General features: G+C 34.0%; 22 protein-coding genes and 1 riboswitch. Of the genes, 14 read left to right on the top strand and 8 right to left on the bottom strand.

The window, feature by feature from the left end; all coding sequences use genetic code 11:
- Positions 1-20 precede the first annotated feature (20 nt).
- Genes larB through J3U16_RS05250 form a run of 3 tightly spaced genes read left to right on the top strand, consistent with a single transcriptional unit; the run spans position 21 to position 1,740 of the window.
- On the top strand, positions 21-698 hold the full coding sequence (larB, locus tag J3U16_RS05260) for a nickel pincer cofactor biosynthesis protein LarB (protein ID WP_065735236.1): 678 nt from the start codon (positions 21-23) through the stop codon (positions 696-698).
- A gap of 15 nt (positions 699-713) precedes the next feature.
- Positions 714-1,493: a class I SAM-dependent methyltransferase gene (locus J3U16_RS05255; RefSeq protein WP_065735237.1), complete on the top strand. Its 780-nt coding sequence runs from the start codon at positions 714-716 to the stop codon at positions 1,491-1,493.
- Positions 1,494-1,539: 46 nt separating this feature from the next.
- On the top strand, positions 1,540-1,740 hold the full coding sequence (locus J3U16_RS05250; protein ID WP_065735238.1) for a hypothetical protein: 201 nt from the start codon (positions 1,540-1,542) through the stop codon (positions 1,738-1,740).
- 626 nt (positions 1,741-2,366) lie between these two features.
- Here J3U16_RS05250 and metA read toward each other — a convergent pair.
- The 6 genes from metA to rne form a co-directional block, all read right to left on the bottom strand.
- The gene (gene metA, locus J3U16_RS05245) at positions 2,367-3,299 is read right to left on the bottom strand and encodes a homoserine O-acetyltransferase MetA (RefSeq protein WP_065735239.1); all 933 of its coding nucleotides are present in this window, start codon (positions 3,297-3,299) and stop codon (positions 2,367-2,369) included.
- A 208-nt stretch (positions 3,300-3,507) separates the two neighbouring features.
- A complete protein-coding gene (locus J3U16_RS05240) occupies positions 3,508-4,320 on the bottom strand; it encodes an ATP-binding cassette domain-containing protein (RefSeq protein ID WP_065561782.1) in 813 nt (270 codons plus the stop codon).
- Between the two features lie 15 nt (positions 4,321-4,335).
- Entirely contained in the window at positions 4,336-5,325 is a 990-nt protein-coding gene (sapD, locus tag J3U16_RS05235; protein WP_065561781.1) for a putrescine export ABC transporter ATP-binding protein SapD, read from the bottom strand.
- Positions 5,326-5,327: 2 nt separating this feature from the next.
- Positions 5,328-6,119 (bottom strand): ABC transporter permease subunit, encoded by a 792-nt coding sequence (locus J3U16_RS05230; protein ID WP_267342592.1) that lies wholly within the window; start codon positions 6,117-6,119, stop codon positions 5,328-5,330.
- 61 nt (positions 6,120-6,180) lie between these two features.
- Positions 6,181-7,110 (bottom strand): ABC transporter permease subunit, encoded by a 930-nt coding sequence (locus tag J3U16_RS05225; protein ID WP_267342591.1) that lies wholly within the window; start codon positions 7,108-7,110, stop codon positions 6,181-6,183.
- Between the two features lie 62 nt (positions 7,111-7,172).
- Positions 7,173-9,809 (bottom strand): ribonuclease E, encoded by a 2,637-nt coding sequence (gene rne, locus J3U16_RS05220; RefSeq protein ID WP_267342590.1) that lies wholly within the window; start codon positions 9,807-9,809, stop codon positions 7,173-7,175.
- A 700-nt stretch (positions 9,810-10,509) separates the two neighbouring features.
- On the opposite strand from rne, the gene syd reads away from it, so the two are divergent.
- The 8 genes from syd to J3U16_RS05180 all read left to right on the top strand — a co-directional run bounded on the left by syd (position 10,510) and on the right by J3U16_RS05180 (position 17,621).
- Positions 10,510-11,061 carry a SecY-interacting protein gene (gene syd, locus J3U16_RS05215; protein WP_267337677.1) on the top strand — a complete coding sequence of 184 codons (552 nt, stop codon included), beginning with the start codon at positions 10,510-10,512 and terminating at the stop codon, positions 11,059-11,061.
- Positions 11,062-11,189: 128 nt separating this feature from the next.
- A complete protein-coding gene (locus J3U16_RS05210) occupies positions 11,190-12,365 on the top strand; it encodes an aromatic amino acid transaminase (protein ID WP_267337678.1) in 1,176 nt (391 codons plus the stop codon).
- 99 nt (positions 12,366-12,464) lie between these two features.
- The gene (locus J3U16_RS05205; protein WP_267330995.1) at positions 12,465-13,052 is read left to right on the top strand and encodes a hypothetical protein; all 588 of its coding nucleotides are present in this window, start codon (positions 12,465-12,467) and stop codon (positions 13,050-13,052) included.
- A gap of 482 nt (positions 13,053-13,534) precedes the next feature.
- Positions 13,535-14,896: an adenylosuccinate lyase gene (gene purB / locus J3U16_RS05200; RefSeq protein ID WP_267342589.1), complete on the top strand. Its 1,362-nt coding sequence runs from the start codon at positions 13,535-13,537 to the stop codon at positions 14,894-14,896.
- Positions 14,893-15,414 carry a GNAT family N-acetyltransferase gene (locus J3U16_RS05195; protein WP_267342588.1) on the top strand — a complete coding sequence of 174 codons (522 nt, stop codon included), beginning with the start codon at positions 14,893-14,895 and terminating at the stop codon, positions 15,412-15,414. The genes purB and J3U16_RS05195 overlap by 4 nt, the downstream gene beginning before the upstream one ends.
- Entirely contained in the window at positions 15,414-16,190 is a 777-nt protein-coding gene (locus J3U16_RS05190) for an amino acid ABC transporter substrate-binding protein (protein ID WP_141673889.1), read from the top strand. The genes J3U16_RS05195 and J3U16_RS05190 overlap by 1 nt, the downstream gene beginning before the upstream one ends.
- On the top strand, positions 16,187-16,858 hold the full coding sequence (locus J3U16_RS05185) for an amino acid ABC transporter permease (RefSeq protein WP_065735246.1): 672 nt from the start codon (positions 16,187-16,189) through the stop codon (positions 16,856-16,858). The genes J3U16_RS05190 and J3U16_RS05185 overlap by 4 nt, the downstream gene beginning before the upstream one ends.
- A gap of 10 nt (positions 16,859-16,868) precedes the next feature.
- Positions 16,869-17,621 (top strand): amino acid ABC transporter ATP-binding protein, encoded by a 753-nt coding sequence (locus J3U16_RS05180; RefSeq protein ID WP_065735247.1) that lies wholly within the window; start codon positions 16,869-16,871, stop codon positions 17,619-17,621.
- A gap of 39 nt (positions 17,622-17,660) precedes the next feature.
- Here the strand turns inward: J3U16_RS05180 and J3U16_RS05175 are convergent, their stop codons facing one another.
- Positions 17,661-19,019, bottom strand: a complete 1,359-nt coding sequence (locus tag J3U16_RS05175; protein WP_267342587.1) for an MmgE/PrpD family protein — start codon at positions 19,017-19,019, stop codon at positions 17,661-17,663.
- Positions 19,020-19,205: 186 nt separating this feature from the next.
- On the opposite strand from J3U16_RS05175, the gene folK reads away from it, so the two are divergent.
- From folK to gluQRS, 3 genes are all read left to right on the top strand, one after another.
- Positions 19,206-19,691, top strand: a complete 486-nt coding sequence (gene folK, locus J3U16_RS05170) for a 2-amino-4-hydroxy-6-hydroxymethyldihydropteridine diphosphokinase (protein ID WP_065561770.1) — start codon at positions 19,206-19,208, stop codon at positions 19,689-19,691.
- A gap of 135 nt (positions 19,692-19,826) precedes the next feature.
- Positions 19,827-20,282, top strand: coding sequence for an RNA polymerase-binding protein DksA (gene dksA, locus J3U16_RS05165; protein WP_065561769.1), 456 nt, complete (start codon positions 19,827-19,829; stop codon positions 20,280-20,282).
- Positions 20,283-20,317: 35 nt separating this feature from the next.
- Positions 20,318-21,199, top strand: a complete 882-nt coding sequence (gene gluQRS, locus J3U16_RS05160) for a tRNA glutamyl-Q(34) synthetase GluQRS (RefSeq protein ID WP_267342586.1) — start codon at positions 20,318-20,320, stop codon at positions 21,197-21,199.
- On the opposite strand, the gene moaA is transcribed toward gluQRS, so the two are convergent.
- Positions 21,179-22,153: a GTP 3',8-cyclase MoaA gene (gene moaA / locus J3U16_RS05155; RefSeq protein ID WP_220225508.1), complete on the bottom strand. Its 975-nt coding sequence runs from the start codon at positions 22,151-22,153 to the stop codon at positions 21,179-21,181. The two genes, gluQRS and moaA, sit on opposite strands and share 21 nt — an antisense overlap.
- A riboswitch (molybdenum cofactor riboswitch) is annotated at positions 22,146-22,265 on the bottom strand. (Overlaps the previous gene by 8 nt.)
- Between the last annotated feature and the right edge of the window lie 19 nt (positions 22,266-22,284).

Genomic DNA, 22,284 nt, shown 5'->3' with positions numbered 1-22,284 from the left:
ATTAAAGGAAGCAATAAAAAATGAAAACACCGGATATTATCATGGACTTTGAGCGTCCTCAACGATGTGGCATCTCAGAAGCTGTATTTTGCCAGTATAAAACAGTTGAACAACTCGAAACGATATTATCACTTGCTAAGCAAAATCAACAATCATTACTGTTTACTCGTTTAACGAGTCAAAAATATCAGCGTTTAAAACCCAATTGGCAAGCAAAAATCAATTATCATGAAAATTGTCAATGTGCTGTATTTGGTTCACCAAAACCATTAATTGAAGAGGAATCAACCCATATTGCCATTGTTTCTGCCGGCTCATCTGATGCCCCAATTTGTGAAGAAACAAAACTGACGTTAAATTATCACGGAATAAAAGTCGATCTATTTCAAGATATTGGTGTTGCGGGATTATGGCGCCTGCAACAACAATTACCCCAATTACAAACCTACAATATAATTATTGCTATTGCAGGTATGGAAGCAGCTTTACCTACTGTTTTAGCTGGTTTAATTGATACCCCTATTATTGCCGTTCCTACCTCTATTGGTTATGGTGTTGCCGCAGGAGGTCATGTTGCTCTTAACGCTTGTTTATCAAGTTGTACCGGAGGAATTATGACAATGAATATCGATAATGGATATGGTGCTGCTTGTGCAGCAATCAAAATTTACAAAAAAATAATTAAAAACAATATATAGAAGCGAGAAAAGCGAGTGTTACAACCATATAACAATAGCGATGAGGACATTGTAAAAGATCTTATCATTTATTGGACCAATCGAGCCCTAGGATATAGTCAAACTAATCAAGAAGAACTGGCAACACAAAAAAGAACTATTTGGCAAAATTTAATTTTAACTCATGCCCCTAAAAAAGAAAAATTACGCATTTTAGATGTAGGAACCGGTCCTGGTTTTTTGGCTATCATACTAGCGTTAGCCGATCATAATGTAACGGCAGTTGATGTGACTGAAGCTATGTTAGTTCAAGCACAAAACAACGCCACACAATATGGCGTGGAGGTTAATTTTGTGTTATCTGATGTACAATGCTTGCCATTCGAGGATAATAGTTTTGATTTAATTGTATTACGGAATGTCACATGGAACTTAAATAACCCTACATTAGCTTATCAAGAGTGGTATCGGGTATTAAATTCAGGAGGTCGATTACTTAATTTTGATGCGAACTGGTATCTATTTTTGTTTGATAAATACCGCTATTTTCAATATAAACGAGACAGACGTAATACGGCTAATCAAGATATAGACGATCATTATGTACAAACAGATACCGAAGAGATGGAACGCATTGCAAGATTACTACCATTAAGCCAAGAGATTAGACCGCAATGGGATGTTAATACCTTACTGTCAATTGGTTATAAAAAAGTCTTTATTGATACTGATATATCAAAAAATGTTTGGGATAAAATTGAGCAGATCAATTATCATTCTACCCCAATGTTTATGATCAGAGCAGAAAAAGAGTAATAGGCATAATAACTATGAAAATTTTTATTAATTCATACTATATAAAATGCTTCATACTCTTTATAGCGAAAAAAACGGACAAAGACTACAAATTACACTTAATTTTATTATTAAAAATGCGATTAATAAAACCTTGTCTCAAGCAATACAAACTGATTTAAAAGCCATTGGTGCTGAGCTTATATTACAAGGTGAAGAAAAACAGATTTACTTAGATTTGCAACGCGCCAGTGGTTTTGATATTTAATATATTGTATCTTGAAGTAAACCTTGAGACCCTCAATCTTATGTTTCACCATTTTGAGTACCTACTCATGCTGATTATCATGTCCAACTTGGATTACCCCAAAAAAGTTGGATAAATGGATTTCAACTTTATTCATTACGCCAGATGATAATTTACACTAACAATCATATAAACAGGTATTAACCATGCTAGCAAACGAAGTGGTTTATATACAATAATTAACGTATTATTTAATAAACAATTAAATGGTGTAGAATTTAACAGCTATCCATCATTAATTGTTCTTTATGAACCTATCCGCTCCTTTGATGTTGTTCATCAACTCAAGAGCTTAGATCTACTGAAATCACTACTACAAGAGTTTTGACTGAGTTATTTCTCTCGCATGATCTACACGCTGTAACTTATCTTAGTCAATCTATTGCTTTTTATATCAAGACGAGCTGATTAAACAAATCCCTACAACGCAACTATCACAAGTACCAGTGATTATACTAAAAGCCTACTCAATGAATTTTAACACACTATTTTAGTAGGCTTGTAACGGTTAACATAATTTCAATATAAAAGATAAATTTGGTACTCAAACTCAATTTGGAGATTTACTAAGTCAATTATCCCATCATTTAATCATCAATTGTCAAATTGCGAGTTGTTAAATCAAATGGTGTTAATTGATAAACATAATAATTGAGCCAGTTACTAAATAATAAATAAGCATGGCTTCGCCATGTGGCTTTTGGCGTTAAATTTGGGTTATTTTCAGGAAAATAGTTGTAAGGAATTTCCGGATTTATTCCAGCTTTCAAATCTCGATTATATTCATTAGCTAAGGTGAAGGAGTCATATTCTGGATGCCCTGTTACAAAAGCCATACGTTTATCCGCAGTTGCCATCAAATATGGACCGGTTAAATCTGATTCAGCTAAAATCGTCAAATCAGTATAACTTTTAATTTTATCTATTGGAAAATCAGCATTACGTGAATGTGGCGCTAAAAAAGTATCGTCAAAACCTCGAGTTAAAAGTGCATTAGGTTGTATGATTTGATGTTGATAGACGCCTGACAATTTTTGTGAGCGAGTAAATTTTGGCATATCATAGAGTACATTTAATGCAGCTTGTACAGCCCAGCAAACAAACATTGTTGAAGTAACATGATCTTTTGCCCAAGTAATTATTTCAGCTAATTTTGGCCAATACACTACATCTGAAAATGCGACTTTACCTAATGGTGCGCCAGTTATGATAAGACCATCAAAATTCTGCTCACGAATATCTTCAAAATCACAATAAAAGCTATTTAAATGCTCTACAGGGGTATTTTTGGATTCACGTTGATCAATACGCAAGAGTTGAATATTGACTTGTAAAGATGAATTGGAGAGCAAACGTAAAAACTGATTTTCAGTTTCGATCTTTTTAGGCATTAAATTTAAGAAGAGAAGCTTTAGTGGACGAATTTCTTGAGTATTAGCACGAGTTGAAGTCATCACAAATACATTTTCATTACGTAACACATCTACTGCCGGTAATGAATCTGGAATACATATAGGCATATTAAAAGCTCCTATTAATTACTTTTTATAACATTTCAAATAGACGTCTAGAAATCCATATAGCTAAATATAGTGTTTTTTAGAAAGATTGTCGAGCGTTTTGTTAGAAAAAATAGATATAATATTTTAAACAAAATCAGAACAATAGCAGATTATATGAATTAACAAATAAGTGTGATGATAGTTATATAAATAGTAAAAATAGAATTTAAATGATTCGAGTATCGGTCCGCCAAGTATCTGCGGTTAAAGCCTCACCAAAATAGCTATTAATCAGTTTTTGTGTGATTTCGCTTAATGGCGAAGCTAAGACTTCAGCAGTATTACCATATTCAACTAAATCACCATTATGCATAACTAAAATTTGGTCACTGATATGTTTCATCATACCAATATCTTGTGTTACATAGACATAAGAAATATTCTGTTCTTCTTGTAAAGACAACATCAAATTAACAATCTGTGAACGCATTGAAATATCTAACGCAGCTAAAGCTTCATCGAGAATAATAACTTTGGGTTTCAGAATTAAGGCCCTAGCCAATGCGACGCGTTGCTTTTGCCCCGCTGCCATCACTGATGGATAATAAGAAGCATGTTCAGGCAGTAAGCCTACTTGTTTTAAAACATCACTAATCAATTTTTCACGTTCAAGAGCGCTATAATTGCTATTGCGTTTAAGTGGAATTTCAAGTAATTGACCAATACGAAGTCTTGGGTCAAAAGAGCTTTCAACATGTTGAAATATCATTCTAATAAGTTGTGACCGATGGACAAAATCACCATATTCAACTTTATTACCGTCAATCCAAATATCCCCACTATCTGGTTTTATCATACCCACCAGCATTTTAGCTAGTGTCGATTTTCCTGAACCATTTTGTCCTATAATGGCGAGTGTTTTACCTTCGTTGAGCGAGAACGACAATGGTTTAACGGCATCAATTTGTAAATGACCAAAGAGCCCTTTAGGAATTTTAAATCGTTTTGATAAATTTCGGACTTTTAATATTGGGTTCATTAACTATTCCTATATTTACTCATCAGTATTTAATGGAAAATGGCAAGCCACAGAATGATCCTTTATCAGAATAAGTTCAGGTGCTTGAATACATTTTTTTTGAGCATAAGGACAACGTGGCCCTAATCGACAACCAATAGGTAAATGCTCCAATGAAGGGATAACCCCTGGTAACGTGTTCAATGGACTTTTATGTGGCATGGCTTTACCAAAATCAGGTATAGCATAAATCAATGCCTGAGTATAAGGATGATAAGGCGATTTTATTAAATCTTCACTATCCGCAACCTCAACGGTTTGTCCACAATAAAGGACATTGATACGATCTGTCCAGCGAGTAACCATTTGTAAATCATGACTAATAAGTAAAATAGTCGTCCCCATATTCTGATTCATACTCGCTAATAACCTGAAGATTTGCGCTTCAGTTGTTGCTTCCATAGCATTAGTTGGTTCATCTGCAATAAGTAACTTAGGTTGGTTTGCTAATGCAATTGCAATCATCACTTTTTGACATTCACCTTCCGTTAATTCAAAAGGATATGATTTAAGGATTTCTTTATGATCTTTAATTCCAACGCGATGTAATAATTCAACAGCTCGATGTTTACGCCAAAATAGACGCTGCCACCAATGTCCTTTAAAGGTTCTTCGTGGGATAGCCTCGATTAACTGTTGCCCTATTTTCATTGAGGGATCCAAGCAAGACTGCGGTTCTTGGAAAATCATCGAAATATGGTCACTGATGACTTTTCGACGTTGCTTTGGTGTCAATTTAAGTAAATCGATATCATTAAAATGAAAACGATCAGCAGATATTTTCCAATTATGATTTGTCACACCCAATATAGCTTTAGCAATAAGGCTTTTACCAGAACCAGACTCGCCAACTAGACCTCGAATTTCGCCTTCAGACAGCTTCAAATTCACGCGATCAATTGCGCGTAAAAGGCCATCTGGAGTAATAAACTCAATAGTTAAATTACGAATGTCTAATAATGCCATAATTAATGTCCTACTCGCTGGCCAAATAATCCAAAATTGAATAAATAAACCAAAGTAATTGTAGTAGACACAGCAATACCCGGAGCTAAAAAAGCAAGCAAATTAACATCCATCATATCTTTCATCTTAAACATCATCATGCCTAAATCTGGCCGAGAAAAATCATTAGCAAAACCCAAAAAGGTAATTGTTGTTATCGCTAAAATAACTGAACCAAATAATGAAACAATTTCAGCCAAATAAACGGGTAAAATATTAGGGATAATATAATGATTTAAGATAGAAAATGAGGATAATCCATCGAGTCGATACGCAGTAATATAGGTTTTATTCCATTCCTTAATAACACGTTGATGGATATTATAAATGAAGCGCGGTGAATAGGATAAACCAATCACAATTAAAATATTGGTAATATCATCTTCCAATAACAAGCTAATAACAATTACACCAAGTAATGGCGGAACGACCATAAAAAATCTAAAAATAAATAAAATAAAAGGCCTAATAAATGAAACAAAAAACATTAAATAGTTAATCACTCCACCGATTATGATGACATAAAAAACCGCTTTTAAAGTCATTGAAATGGTTGACCGATAACCAATTAATAAGTAATCAAAAATATCTTGCCCTTGATCAGTTGTTCCTAATATATGATTAATATCTCCATTAGGCCACCAAGCAGGAGGCAATGAAGTTGCATAGATAGGGTTCAAGTGAGCATGAAAAAGCCATTTGGTTGATAATGCAATAAAAGCAATTGCTAAAACCCCATAAAAACTTATGATCATGTATAAATTGCTATGAAGTCTTTGGAAACATGAATTTATTCGCTTACCTAACAAAATTATCCTAGACATTATGTTCCTTATGACGTAATGGATAAATAGCGATAGCTGTTATCTCACCTAATAAAGTTAATAAACTAATTACTGTTCCACACGCAAGAATTGCTATCGCAATAATAAAATAATTATGGTTACGATAAGCCATCATCACCCATTGGCCTAAACCAACTCGATTGAATAAAATTTCAATAACCATAGTTAAAAATAATAAAGTCGTGGTGTTATATGTCAATTGTGGAATTGTTGCCGGAATTGAATTTGGTAATAAATGTCGACGTAACACTTTAAACGGTGAACGTTCACGGATAATTGCCATTTTAATATAATTTTGTCTTGAAGTATTTTTGACATTTTCACTGACTAGTTGAATGGTCATAATACTTGGTTGAATAGCTAAAATAATTGTTGGCAAAAATAAATAGTGAAGCTGATCTAACAATGCAGTGAATTTATCTGGCCTTGATGAAATTAAAATATCTAGCAAAGAACTACCGGTTACTGATGGTGCGATATCAAAGTTCATTGAAATCGGCATTGTCGAGGAAAGATAAAACATTACAATTGTTGCGAGCATAACAATCGGGCAAGAATAAAAGATTAAACAGCCTAAACGAATGGTAGTATTCAACCAATTTATATTACTTAAACCTAGAAAAATACCCAAAGGTAATCCAATAAGTAAAGCTACAAGCAATGCTAAAATACAAAGTTCAAACGTTGTTAATAAGGTATCTAAAAATGGTAAAGTTTCACCTGATACTAACCTAAATTGACCTTGTAGTAATTGTTTAAAAAAAGCATTATAGGCATCAACAAAAGTTAAATCACTAAAAATAGATTGAGGATCAAAATAGACCAGACAAAAGCTGATCTGAGCAAGTACGCAGATAATAAATGAAAACGTCACTATTTTTTTTAAAATATAGATAATCATTGTTTATCTTTATTATGAGTAAAAACAACAGTGATATCCATCACTGTTGTTTTAGTTATCTGCTATTCAGGTATGACCGGTTTACTTGCTGCGGCATAAGCATGATCTTGAGCACTTAATCCACCAGCATTACCTTTACCGTCATAACGATAATCCAACTCTTCTCGTGTTTTTATTCCACTATCAGATTCCACATAGTCCGGAGCTGGAGCCTTAGTCATTATTGATGATGAATAACCCGCTGCAGGATCTGCTGTAGATTCTGTTGTTACCTGAGTTGTAGGTGATTTCTCAATATTTGCTTGAGTTGTGATATTTGATTGAGATTCACTAGCAACTACGTTTTTAGCGATGTCTACATCATCTTTAATTACGATTGGTAATAAAAGTGAAGGGATCACTGGACCAGCATTAAGCGATTCATCATGGCTAACTTGACTATAATCAACCGATACACGGCCTAATGCAAGCTCTAATGACGCAGCAGCAAATTGCAATGGCATTGCAGACTGTTTTAATTCGCTATTTTTACCGCGTCGTTTAGTCCGTGGTGTATTCATACGCAAATGACGAGATGTTCTTCGTTGACGCTTCGGTTGTGAATCGTTAGTTACAGCATTATCGCCTGTTTCAGGAACAATAACCGGCAATAATAAAGTAGGGATACACACTTTTTCAGCTTGAGCAGGTACATCACTATTTTTAACACGAACACTCTTCGTTAATGCACGCTGTTGACGTCTTGGTTTCGCTTCTTTTTGCTTAGGTGGTTGTGCCACCTCATTAACGACTTTATCAGCTTTTATATTATTCGCAGCATTAGATGAATTATTATTTTGTTTTGTACGACGATTAGAGCGTGTAGTCTCTTTAACTTCATCAGTTGCAACATTATTATTTGCAGCTGAATTGTTACGATTATTACGCTGACGTCTATTATTTGAGCGTTGATTATCTCGTTTTTTATTTGATTGAGGCTTAACTTCTGGTTTAGGTTCTACCTTTTCGGAAACAAATAACTGACGAATTTTCTTAAATAAACCACCAAATAAGCCACTAGATTTTTCAACTTTTTTCGGTTCACTTTTCGCTTTAGATGCTTTACTCGCTTCTACTTTAGGACCTGATAATACAGCTTGCTCTACCACTAATTCAGCGACTTGATCTTCTTCTTCCTCTTCAAGCTCACGGATTAGTTTAGGTAAATTGTAGCTTAATACATCTGTCTCTTCACCACTACGTTTACGAATCACTTTATAAAGTGGTGTTTCCATTTCTTCATCGCCAGCAATGACGATTTTAACATCCGGATGCATTCTTTCGATATTATTAATCGCACGACGCTTTTCGTTAAGCAAATAGCTAGCAATTGGTACTGGCACAATCACATCAATTTGAACCGTATTATCTTTCATCGCCTCTTCTTGAATTAAGCGAAGAATTGAAAGTGATAATGAATTATTATCACGAACTGTACCCGTTCCTTGACAACGAGGACATATATGATGAGTTGCTTCACGTAGAGATGGGCTTAAACGTTGACGGGACATTTCAAGCAAACCAAAACGGGAAATACGAGTGGTTTGGATTCTTGCTCGATCGGTTTTCATCGCTTCTTTTAAGCGATTTTCCACTTCACGTTGATTACGAATTGGCGTCATATCAATAAAGTCGATGACAATCAAGCCACCTAAATCACGTAACCGCAATTGGCGAGCAATCTCTTCTGCCGCTTCAAGATTAGTATTAAATGCAGTCTCTTCAATATCGCTACCACGAATAGATTTAGCTGAGTTAATATCGATCGCAGTTAATGCTTCAGTTGCATCAATAACAATCGAACCACCAGATGGTAAGCGAACTTCCCGTTGGAATGCCGATTCAATCTGACCTTCGATTTGAAAATGATTAAATAATGGTACATCACCTTCATAAAGTTTAAGACGACTAACATACTCAACACGACCTAAATCAGCTAATCGTTTTTTTGCAATTTCCAGTACTTTAGGATTATCAATAAGAATATCACCCACATCATCACGTAAATAATCACGAAATGCTCGAGTAATAATGTCACTTTCTTTATGAATTAAGCTTGGTGCTGGATGATTTTTTGACTCATTTTGAATCGCTGTCCAATAATTAACTAACGCATTTAAATCCTGTTGTAACTCTTCTTGGCTTTTACCCACACCCGCTGTTCTAGCTATTACACCCATGCCCTTTGGTTTTTCTAGCGCATCGATAACTCTTTTTAGATCTGCACGCTCTTCTCCCTCAATACGGCGCGAAACCCCACCTGCTCTTGGGTCATTTGGCATTAATACTAAATAGCTACCGGCTAAACTGATATAAGTCGTTAAAGCAGCACCTTTTTTACCACGAATCTCTTTTTCAATTTGGATAAGAACTTCTTGGCCTTCTTGCAGATGTTTAATACTACGCCGACCAGAAATATTTGAAGGGAAATAGCTTTCTGCGATCTCTTTTAATGGTAAAAAACCATCTCGCTCACCACCATATGAAACAAAAGCGGCTTCTAAACTAGGGTTGATTTTAGTGATTTTGCCTTTATAAATATTGGCTTTTTTTTGTTCGTGACCAAGGCTTTCGATATCTAAATCATACAAGCGTTGGCCATCAACAAGGGCAACTCGCAGCTCTTCTTGCTGGGTTGCATTGATTAGCATTCTTTTCATTATTCTACACTCTTCATTAATCTAAATTAACTGTAGGTAGAATCTTATTATTAATAAATGCTTATTTTAACAATGATAAACAATAGTACTTAACTTAATATTTTGTATACAGTATTTCATTATTTTATTTATGTTATTTTTGTTATTATTTTATGTGAAATCCGTATATACAACATCAATACATTTTTAGAGGTAATATTACATTCAAAACACTTATATACTTTTTGAACACCACTAAACATACAATTATTGATATTATTTCAATGATGAGTTTGCAAATTTCTACAATTTAACAAACCACTAAATCTTTATATGATTGTTTAAAATAAACATATTAATTAATTATAATAATTCTACTTACGCTATTTTATTTTGACAAACTGTAATGTCTAACGCCATTGCTGCATTACAAGGATAAATTATCCTTGTCTATTATTCACGTTTCAGCAGAGGATAGCAAGTAAATTAAAGTGATTATTTTATAAACAATTAAGTATTAATTTTAAACGCTCAATAAAATAGGCTAAAAGTATAATAAAATGCAGCATTAGTCGCTAGTTTTCTAAATTTGATTTTGTCTAAATTTTCTACATCATTACTGATAGTTTTATGACCTATTTTAGTAATTTACAAACCTAACATTAACACAGGTGCATATCCCAATTTTATCCGTATAATATAATTTAGATTTGCTTACAAAATGAACGAATATTTATCTATGGAATTACCTGAAAAAATTGCCTTAATTGATTTTACCCATCGTTGGATTGCTCAATTTGATGGTGCACCCAAAAGTGAAGAGTTACATTCATTACCTTCTCCTTGTATTACAAAAACCGAAAATCTTACTGTTTATTGGCAGCCTTATTTACTTATTCCACCAAGAAATTTAACCATCGTTGAACAAGTAATTAATATAAAAATACATCAAAGCGCTCATATTTATTATGGCACACAATATGCGGCTAATATGGCTGCAAAGTTTGCCGATATTGATGTAATTTTACTTCAACCATGGAGTGATGACGACTTCTCTAATTTAGAGCAGAATTTAATTGCGCATTTATCACAGCAAAAAAAATTAAAACGCCATCCGACTCTTTTTATTGGCTCAACTAATAAGGACACTGAAATTATTGCAATAAATAATTTAACTGCTGAAATTGTTAAAGAAGATTTAATAACAGGACAATTAATCACATTGGCACCTGATTTAAAATCATTTCTTGAAAAACTTGAAATTGAAAGTTAACAATTTGTATTTGAAAACACCCATAGTGGTAAAATTATTGCTTCGAAGCCTGATTGTTAACGAAATTGTAACTTGCCAAACAATGTGTATATAATGCATTGAAGCTCAAAAAAAGAAATAGGTATATTATGTTTGAATATTTATTAGCAGCGCCTGCAGATCCCATTTTAGGTTTAGCGGATCTTTATAACAAGGACGAACGCACTAACAAAATCAATTTAAGTGTTGGTGTTTATAAAGACGAGACGACCAAAACACCTATTTTAGAAAGTGTAAAAAAAGCTGAGCATCTGATTTTAAATGATGAAATCACAAAAAGTTATTTACCAATTGATGGTCTTAACTCATTTAATAATGCTACCCAAATTCTACTATTTGGTACTGAAAATCAACGAGCTAGAACAGCTCAAGCACCTGGAGGCACTGGTGCATTACGAATTATGGCTGATTTTTTATCTCGACGTACCAAAGTAAAACGAGTATGGATAAGTAATCCATCTTGGCCTAATCATCGTAGCGTATTTCAAACCGCAGGCTTAGAAGTTCGTGAATATCGTTACTACAATCCATTAACGCGAGACCTAGATTTTGATGGTTTAATGACTGATTTAAGTCAAGTTGTCGCTGGTGATGCGGTACTATTTCATGGCTGCTGCCACAACCCAACTGGTATCGATCCAACGCCTGAACAATGGCAAGCTATTTCGGAATTAGCGTTAAAAAACGGTTGGTTACCACTATTCGACTTAGCTTATCAAGGATTTGGACAAGGAATAGAAGAAGATGTATATGGACTTAGACTATTTGCCAATAACCAACCAGAACTCCTAATTGCTAGTTCTTACTCAAAAAACTTTGGACTTTATAATGAACGTGTTGGGGCATTTACTTTAATTGCTGCTGATAGCGAAATTGCCGATCGAGCATTTAGTCAAGTAAAAACTATTATTAGAGCCAATTACTCTAATCCACCCGCACATGGTGCCAAAATTGTCTCTTATATTTTAAATAATGATGAGCTAAAAGAAGAGTGGATTGACGAATTAACCAGTATGCGCCAACGCATTCATCGTATGCGACAGTTATTTGTAAAAACACTACAAGATAAAAGTGCTAACCAAGACTTCAGCTTTATTGCTAAACAAAATGGTATGTTCTCATTTAGTGGTTTAAGTGAAGAACAGGTAATAAAATTGCGTGATGAGTATGGCATCTATATGGTCAATTCAGGTCGTATCAATGTTGCGGGAATGACTATCGATAATATGTCTAGACTTTGTGAATCAATAGTTGAAGTGTTATAAAAATATTATTAGCAAAATTTTGGACGATTTAATTTGTAGTTGTAAGGGCTGTATCATGATATATAGGCATTTTTTATTTAAAGCATCAAGGATTGTAAAATGATTAGTAAAGATTTACGCTCAGTTTTAAATGCGGGTTCGATAATTATTGGTTTAATTAACGCAAAATTTTTTTATTTTTTTATCTCTCTAATTATATTATTCGTTAATCTCTTTGTTAGTTCAAATATACTAAGGAATATCGGTTATCTTTTCTTTGTGATTTTTGTCGTGACTTTCATACTTAGTATTTATATAAATCTAAAAAACTCAAATAAAATAAAATTTTTAGCAAAAAATTTAAATATGAGTTGGACGCCTGATCTTACTATAGGAAAAATAAATGCAACTTCTGTTATATATTATCCCAATAGTAAGACTTTTTATTTTGTGAATCCAGTTGCAAATATATATGCTAGCGTTCCTCATGATTTTTTCAGAAATGTTGAACTGGAAGTAACGACAAAAACGGTAGCTAAAACAGAGGGTAATAGAAATTCAGCAAAAACGCATTATAAAGAAAAAGAATATTATAGTTTAATACTTTTTACCAATGATTTTAATATGCCAAGAATTTCAATTCCGATAAAAAATGGCAATGATGCCAGAAACTGGAAAGCAAAATTAGAATTGCATATTGCACCATAGAACTAAGTATGACAGCAATATCGTCTATTCTATTGCTGTCAAGAATCATCATCAAAAACAGTGAATCATACTATTTACCGATTCATCAAGCAGTAGCCTGAATATTATCCGTGCTAAATTATTTTAATGCAAAGATAAATAAGTGTAACAAAATGAAGTTAAACATACTGAGCTAACACAAATAATTATCGATTATCTTTTAATTATATAAAGTCTAATTCTTATTTTTATTCACTTTTATAAATCCCCACTTAAGTAGTCGTCTGATAGCAAATATATAAATTGATATGGAGTATCAACCCAAAATCCAATCAGTTCATCAATAATTGGCAATAATGGTTCGGTTGAAACCAAAATGAGCTAAAACTCAACGTTTTTATTCCATTTTGTTATATCAATAGACAAACTGATTATTAGACGATGATTGAATTATTATGAATAATTATTAAACAGAGTAGAGAATAATTATTGAGGGTGATTTAGTGGCATCACACGTTATAGATTTTTTGATTTTAGGTAATAATTTTGGCACGAGTGAAATGCGCGCCATTTGGTCAGAACAACATCGTTTAGAAAAACAAATACAAGTTGAGGTTGCCCTAGCGCAAGCACAAGGTGAACTAGGTGTGATTCCACGCGAGGTTGCCGATGCAATTATTGAAAAAGCCAATGCCTCTCAACTATCTATTGAACAAATAGCCGATGAAGCAGCGAAAGCCAAACACTCCTTAATGTCAACCATTAATGCACTGCAAAAACAAGTGGGTGAAGCGGGTCAATTTATTCATTATGGTGCAACGACCCAAGATATTGTTGATACGGCGACAGTCTTACAACTAAAACAATCATTTGCAATAATTGAACGTGATACCAAACTGATCGCGAATGAACTCAAACTGTTAGCAAAAAAATATCAATTTTTACCTATGGTAGGTCGTACCCATGGTATGCAAGCATTACCGACAACATTTGGTTTTAAATTAGCGGTTTGGTTAGACGAGTTTGTTCGTCATTTACAACGTTTATCTGAAATAAAACAAAGAGTTTTAGTCGGCAATATTAGCGGAGCTATTTGTACTTATGCATCAATGGGTGAATTGGGTCCACAAGTGGAAAATCGTGCATTAACTTCACTTGGACTAAATACACCCAATATTGGTTGGCAATCTGCACGAGATCGTTTTTCTGAATACGCGTCAGTTATTGCTCTTATTAGCGGTTCGCTTGGCAAAATTGGTAACGAATTTTACAACCTTATGCGAACAGAAATTAACGAAGTCGAAGAACCCTTTTCAGATGGTAAAATTGGCTCAACTACCATGCCTCATAAGCGTAATCCAGCCGCCTTAGAAGGTTTAGCTAGTCTTACCGCACCTCTATTAAAAAGTGTAGCACTTATTCATGAATCAATGAAAGTTGAACATGAACGCGATGCCATGAGCTGGCGGGCAGAATGGATTGCCCTGCCAGAAATTAATCTTTATATTTCAGCACAACTTCAAACCGCTTTAGCTGTTTTAAAAGGACTAAAAGTCAATGCTGATCAAATGTTAGCTAATTTAAAAAAACAAAATGGCTTACTGTTATCAGAAAAAATTATGTTCGAAATTGGCAAGCGATTAGGAAAACAAACTGCTCACCATTTAATTTATGAAAATGCTATGCAAGCATTTGAACAAAACCGACCATTTAAATCACTCCTATTGGATGATCCACGTTTAAGTGAACAATTTACCGAGTCTGAACTTGATAATTGGTTAAATCCAATTAATTATCTTGGGTCTGCACCACAAAAAGTCGACCAAGTAATCAAATATGCGGAACAAAGCGGAGTATTATTATGAATTTTCGCTTAATCAGCTGTTCCGATATTCCAGCATATCAACAATTATTGCACCGAGCATATCAAGCTACGTCACAGTTAGGCATTCATTTTGCAGCAGCTACTGTCGAACCTGAAGAAATAGTTCATCATATTGATTCGAATGCAGTTTATATAATAGAAAAGGACAATAAATTAATATCAACCTTAAGCATACGTTTTCCATGGGGAAATAACCCAGGACCTTATGGATTACCACATTTAGGCTGGTTTGCAACAGATCCAATTTATAAAGGAAAAGGCTATGGTAATGCTTTATGGGATTGGGTTGAAAAAGAAGTTTTAATTAACCAACTTAAGCTTCCCGCCGTAACTTTAGGTACAGCAGCCAATCATCCATGGTTAGCCAATATATATCGCAAAAAAGGATATCAACAAATAGGGCAAGTAAATTTAACCAGTGATCACACTACCCTTTATTTTGAAAAAATATTAAATCACAAAAACTATTCCGAATGGAAAAAGAGGAGTCATCAATAATGAAAAAAATAATAACATGGTTTTCTGCTATTTTATTAATTACCCTGAGTGGTTGTGATAATCAATCAAACAATCAGGCGGCGGAACAAAACATTATAAAAGTAGGCTCAACCGGTCAAAGTTACCCGAATGGTTATAAACAAGATGGAAAGTTAGTTGGATTTGATGTCGAAGTCACAGAAGCAATTGCCAATGAGTTAGGTTTTAAAGTTGAATGGGTAATTGCTGAATTTGGTGGATTAATGGGCCAATTTGACTCAGGTCGTTTAGATACGGTAGCAAATGCAGTGGCAGTTACACCAACTCGTCAAGCTAAATATGATTTTTCTCAGCCGTATAGTTTTTATGGTAGTCAAATTGTTACACACAAAGATAATAACAATATTAATCAGTTAACTGATTTTAATGGTAAAACTATTGCAGGGGTACTTGGTTCAAACCATATTAATAATCTTAAAAAAGCATTTCCTAATAACGAAATTACGATCAAAACCTATGAAACTCGAGATGGAGCAATGCATGATACAGAATTTCAAAGAGTCGATGGTTATGTCAATTCAAAACCAATTTTATTGGCAGAAATTAAACGAAAAAATCTACCATTCAAATTAGTGGGCGAACCAATTACTATTGAACAAGTTGCCTTCCCATTTAGTAAGGATGAAAAAGGTAAAGCTTTACGAGAAAAATTTAACCAAGCCATCGAAAAATTACGTGTTAATGGAACATTGAAAAATCTTTCAATTAAATATTTTGGTGAAGATATTACCTCATGAATTTTAATATAAACTATTTCTTTAGTGTATTCCCGCAGATATTACCTTATCTGCCAGTTACACTTTTTATTGCCATTATATCATTTGTGTTTGCCACTATATTAGGGCTTGCTATTGCTTTGATTAGAAACAATAAAATTATTGTAATTGATTCTTTTTTGGCGCTGTTTATTTCTTTATTTCGTGGAATTCCATCTGTCGTTTTACTGTTTATTATTTATTATGGCCTACCACAAATATTTCCAATTATGAAACAGGTAGGCGCAACCACGGCGGCTATTATCTGTTTTAGTTTAAAATATTCAGCTTATTTAGCCGAGATATTTCGTGCTGGCTTAACTTCGGTTGATCTTGGACAAAAAGAAGCAGGATTAACCTCAGGATTAAGTACAATTCAGGTTTATCGAGGAATTATATTACCTCAAGCGATGATTAATGCTTTACCGAATGCGGGGAATATGTTTATTTCACTACTCAAAGACTCTTCTGTAGCATTTTTTGTCGGGGTACAAGAATTATTAGCAGCAGGAAAAATGTTAACTGCTAATTCTTTTCTCTATTTTGAAACTTACTTAGCCGTCGGTATTGTTTACTGGCTAACTGTTGTCGCCTATTCATGGTTACAAAAGCAGTTAGAACGTAAACTAACTAAACCATATCATCGTTAAGGAGAGCATGATGATTAGTGTATCTCATTTATCAAAACGATTTGGAAATAATGAAGTTTTAAAAGAAATAAATCTTAATATCAAAGAAGGTGAAGTAGTTGCCATTATTGGACCTTCCGGATCGGGAAAATCAACCTTATTGCGTTGTCTTAATTTACTTGAAAAACCTAATACAGGAACGATTCGTATTGATAAAGTAATACTCAATAGTGAACATTACAACCATAAGCAAGAGACCAATTTACGCAAACAATCAGCAATGGTTTTTCAACACTACAATTTATTTAGAAATAAAACAGCTTTAGAAAACATTACTTATCCATTAATTGTTGCACAGAAAATGAAGAAAAGTGAGGCACAACAGTACGGAATATCATTGTTAGAGCGAGTTGGAATGTTAGCTTATGCTGATCAATATCCTGTAACATTATCGGGAGGGCAACAACAACGTGTTGCAATTGCTAGGGCATTAGCTGTAAGACCAAAAGTATTATTATTTGATGAACCAACTTCTGCGTTAGATCCTGAGAGAGTTCATGAAGTTTTACAAGTGATGCTGAAACTAGCCAAAGAAAAGATAACTATGCTAATCGTAACCCATGAAATGGAGTTTGCAAAGTATGTGGCCGACCGCATCATCTTTATGGCTAATGGTATTATTGTTGAGGAAGGGCCAGCAAAATCATTAATTGATAACCCACAACACGAGTTAACTCAACGCTTTTTACGGCAACTCAATGATGATATTGATTTTGAAATTTAAGCTTATATTTATAAAATAATTAACTGTTTATAGTAGATATCAAAGCATTTTCCAATGCGATATGAGTAATTGTTTAATATCCATACCATTGGCTAGAGCATAGATATCAGACAATAATTGTTGTGCTTTAATTTTATTTTGCAATGCTCCAAATAACTTAGCGGCCAATTCTTGTTGGCTATAAGGATTTTTAGGTGATCCTTGAGGAATATCCACTCGTTGGCTAATTTTTTGTCCATCATTTAATACTATTTCAATAACGACATAGCGCTTATTATATGCATCAGGATGAGGGGTTAATTGTATATCATAACTACGCTGCATTTTTTGGATTAATTGTAGGATATTGTCAGCTATTGGCTTTGAAGCAAATTGTTCAAAATCGATAGGTATACCGAGTAAAATCAATGCTAAAATATATTCTGCTGAAAAACGTCCTTGCTCAGCTAATAATGGCTTTTTATAGATCAGTGCTGCATCACTATTAATTGGAGCAAAGAAAAGAGTAATATAATCAATATTATCTACATTAAACTTAGGATGCTTATAAATTAACTTACCCGCATCAGCAATATATGAAGCGGCAGAACAATATGAATAAGTCTTAAACCATAACCCTGGTTCAACAATCTTCCATGGCTTAGCCCAGACAGTTAAATCTAAATTATCATTGCCTTGTCCATATATTGATAAAAAACCGAGGTTATCATCAAGAAAATCCTTATCTGCTGAAATCCCAGCTCTTAACCATTCAACCGATTGTATAGCATGTTGTGCAGCCAATCCCGCATGCAAAAATTTTATTGGTGTCCCCATCATTAATCGCAGACCTGACGCTTGCGTCGCAGCTAAAGTTAATGCTTGAGCAAGAAATGGTTCATCATATAAATAACAAATAGCAGCTGTTGCGGCAATACCACCTAAAGTGATTGTTGTATGCCAACCTTTTTCATAATGTTCAGGATTGACACATCGTCCCAATAAGGCCATAACTTCAATACCTATTACATAGGCAGTTAAAAAACGACGACCATCTAAACGCGTTAATGAATCATCTAAGCGGATACTAGCAAATAAGGCTGATAAGATAACCGCTGATGGATGACCACGTACATCAATATGTACATCATCATAATCTAAACAATGTGCTTGAAAACCATTAAATAATGCTGCTTGCCGGCTAGTTGCTAACGTTTTTTGACCAATTAGCCAAGCTCGATTGTTGCCACCTTCATCATTTATCCAGGCCAGTAATTGCTGAACATTAGTTCCATTAGATGCCTGTAAGCTACTCGCAAAATAATCAATAACACCATTAATTGCACATTCAAGGACTGATTGTTGTTCAATAATTGGCGTATTTTTTATTAACAAACTCAATTGTTGACCTAAATGCATTATAAACTCTCATACAAATCTCAATAAATATTGAGCAAATAGTGGATGCTACATATGCGTTTAAAAGATTATATCGCTATATCTTAATAACTAGAAATAATCATTATTTAGCAATCTAGCTTGATAACACTTTATATGTGCTAAAATATCTCTATGCTTAAACATCACGAAAAAATACATCCAATTATGTCAATATGTTATATCGCCTTAGGCAGTAATCTTAACGATCCATTAGCTCAAGCTAATCAAGCTATTGCAGCCCTAAAACAATTACCCAATACCGTAGTTACTGACATTTCACCATTTTATCGCAGTAAACCGCTCGGTCCACAAGATCAAAATGATTACCTCAATGCAGTTATAAAGTTAACCACCTCACTTAAACCTATAGCTTTATTAGATGAACTACAAGCAATAGAAAAATCACAAGGTCGGGTACGCAAAGATAATCGATGGGGAGCAAGGACATTAGACTTAGATATATTATTATACGATGACTTAATAATAGACAACGATAGACTAACAATTCCTCATTATCATATGAAAAATAGAGAATTTGTACTCTATCCTTTATTTGATATTTCACCAGAACTCATCTTACCTGATAACGATAAGCTGTTTGATTTAATTAAAAAATGTCCTTTGAATAATTTAAAAAAATGGGATGAATAATTAATCTTATTAATAACATATAGTTGTAATATTCTGCACTTTTAGCACAAAAAAAATAGTAAAAAAAATTTGCCAAAGGCTAATTTATTGCTATAGTTTAGCGCTTGAAAATAATGTGTATTTAAGGGGATTGCTGTGAAAAAGGAACAAAAAGTAAATACATCTTCTCTTAGTCTGCTATCAATTGCTGGGCTTGAGCCTTATAAAGAGGCGAAAGGTGAGGAGTATATGAATCCTAAGCAATTGAAACATTTTAAACTAATCTTAGAAGCGTGGCTTTCACAATTACAAGGTGAAATGGGTAAAACTGTCTCTCATATGCAAGATGAGGCTGCTAATTTCCCAGATCCAGCCGACCGCGCAACTCAAGAAGAAGAGTTCAGTTTAGAACTAAGAGCGCGTGATAGAGAACGCAAACTTATCAAAAAAATTGAAAAAACATTAAAGAAAATTGAAACCGATGATTTTGGCTATTGTGAATCATGTGGTGTTGAAATTGGTATCCGTCGTTTAGAAGCAAGACCTACCGCTGATTTATGTATCGATTGTAAAACATTAGCTGAACTTCGTGAAAAACAAATGGGTATGTGATTCTCATTTAACTATTCTTTCTATCCTATACGCCCATGCAATATATTGGTCGTTTTGCTCCGTCACCTTCTGGACCATTACATTTTGGTTCGTTGGTGACAGCTCTCGGTAGCTACTTACAAGCCAAGGCCAGCAATGGTAAATGGCTTGTTCGTATTGAAGATATTGATCCTCCAAGGGAAGTCAAAGGCGCATCATCTTTAATATTAAAAACATTAGAAGCTTTTAATCTCTATTGGGATGATCAAGTTTTATATCAGTCTAACTGTAGTGAACGTTATCGCTCAGTGTTAGCATCATTAATTTCTGAGCAAAAAGCTTACTATTGTGATTGTACCAGACAACGGATCCATAGCCTTAAAAACAATATTTATGATGGATTTTGTCGTGAGCGATATTTAACATTAAATAACGTTGCTATTCGTTTAAAGCAGAATCATCCGATTTTCTCTTTTGATGATAAAATTCGAGGTCAACAAAGCATTGATCATATCAATGCACTAGAAGATTTTATTATTCATCGAAAAGATGGATTATTTGCTTATAATCTAGTTGTTGTATTAGATGATAATTATCAAGGAATAACCGAAATTGTTCGTGGTGCAGATCTATTACCTGTGACCGCTAAACAGATTTCACTTTATCAATTATTTAATTTTACAATCCCAAATTACTGCCACTTACCATTAGCTTTAGATAGTCATGGTAATAAACTCTCGAAGCAAAATCATGCCTCTCCAATTGATATAAAAAAAACCAAATTATTAACGGTGCAAGCATTACAATTTTTAGGTCAACAAATACCCGAAAATTGGCAAGATGCCACACAGAAAGCGTTATTAGATTGGGCGATATCACACTGGGACATTAATCATATTCCCAAACAAGACTGTATGTTAACCACCAATATAAGATAAATTAGGTGTGATACCTAAATGGTGGGTATGTAATAAATGTTTTTCAGGTTTTATTAATAGTGAAGATAAAATTCTAGCTTTAAGTTGCGCTTTTTGCTCAGAGCTTTGTAGTAAATCCCGTAAATCAACCGCTGCATCACCAAACAAGCAATAATGTAATTTACCGATCGACGAGACACGTAATCGATTGCAACTTTTACAAAAATCCTTTGAATACGGCATAATCAGACCAATCTTACCTCGATAATCACTATGCGCATAAACTTTAGCAGGTCCAGAGAACGCCTCTTTTGACTGTAATTGCCAACCTTGTTCAATAAGTTGTGATTCCATCACATGACCAGCTAAATGATAACGATTAAATAATTCACGGCTTTCTGTTGTTTCCATCAATTCTATAAAACGTAACTCAACTGAACGATCTTTAATCCAAGTTAAATAATCAGCCAGATGGTCGTTCATATTTTTCATCAAAACGGTATTAATTTTAACTTTCCTAATACCTACTTCTAATGATTTTTCAACGCCTTGAATCAGCTCACGTAATTTATCTTGGCCTGTTATTTGTTTAAAAATGTAAGGAGAAAAACTGTCAATACTAATATTAATAGCATTAAGTCCTGCTTGTTGCCAATAATGCACATTTTTTAATAACCGTGAACCATTGGTTGTGATAGCGAGTTGTTTGATGCTGGGATAAGCAGAAATTATTGACAAAATATCTATAAAGTCTCGACGCAAAGTCGGTTCACCGCCCGTTAGCCGAATTTTATGTACACCAAGTTCAGTAAACGTTGACACAACATTGTCAATTTCATTTAACGATAAAAAGCGATGATCTTTATTAGGTCGATAACCATTAGGTAAACAGTATTGGCACTGAAAATTACACTGCTCGGTAATCGACAAGCGTAGATATTGAAATCGACGCTGAAAATTATCCATTAATTGCATATCACAAACACCTTATCCAAATCGGGAAGCATAGCCATTTCTGTGCTATACCGCGGCTAGTCCACCATATGAAACTCACTTAGGTGAAAAAGCTTCAGAGTTTGTTTAAGTCTAGCATAGACACTATTTAT

Source organism: Gilliamella sp. B3023, from assembly GCF_026536845.1.
Taxonomy (GTDB): domain Bacteria; phylum Pseudomonadota; class Gammaproteobacteria; order Enterobacterales; family Orbaceae; genus Gilliamella; species Gilliamella apicola_E.
Note: the sequence above shows the minus strand (reverse complement) of the source record. Positions and strands in the feature narration are given on the sequence as shown.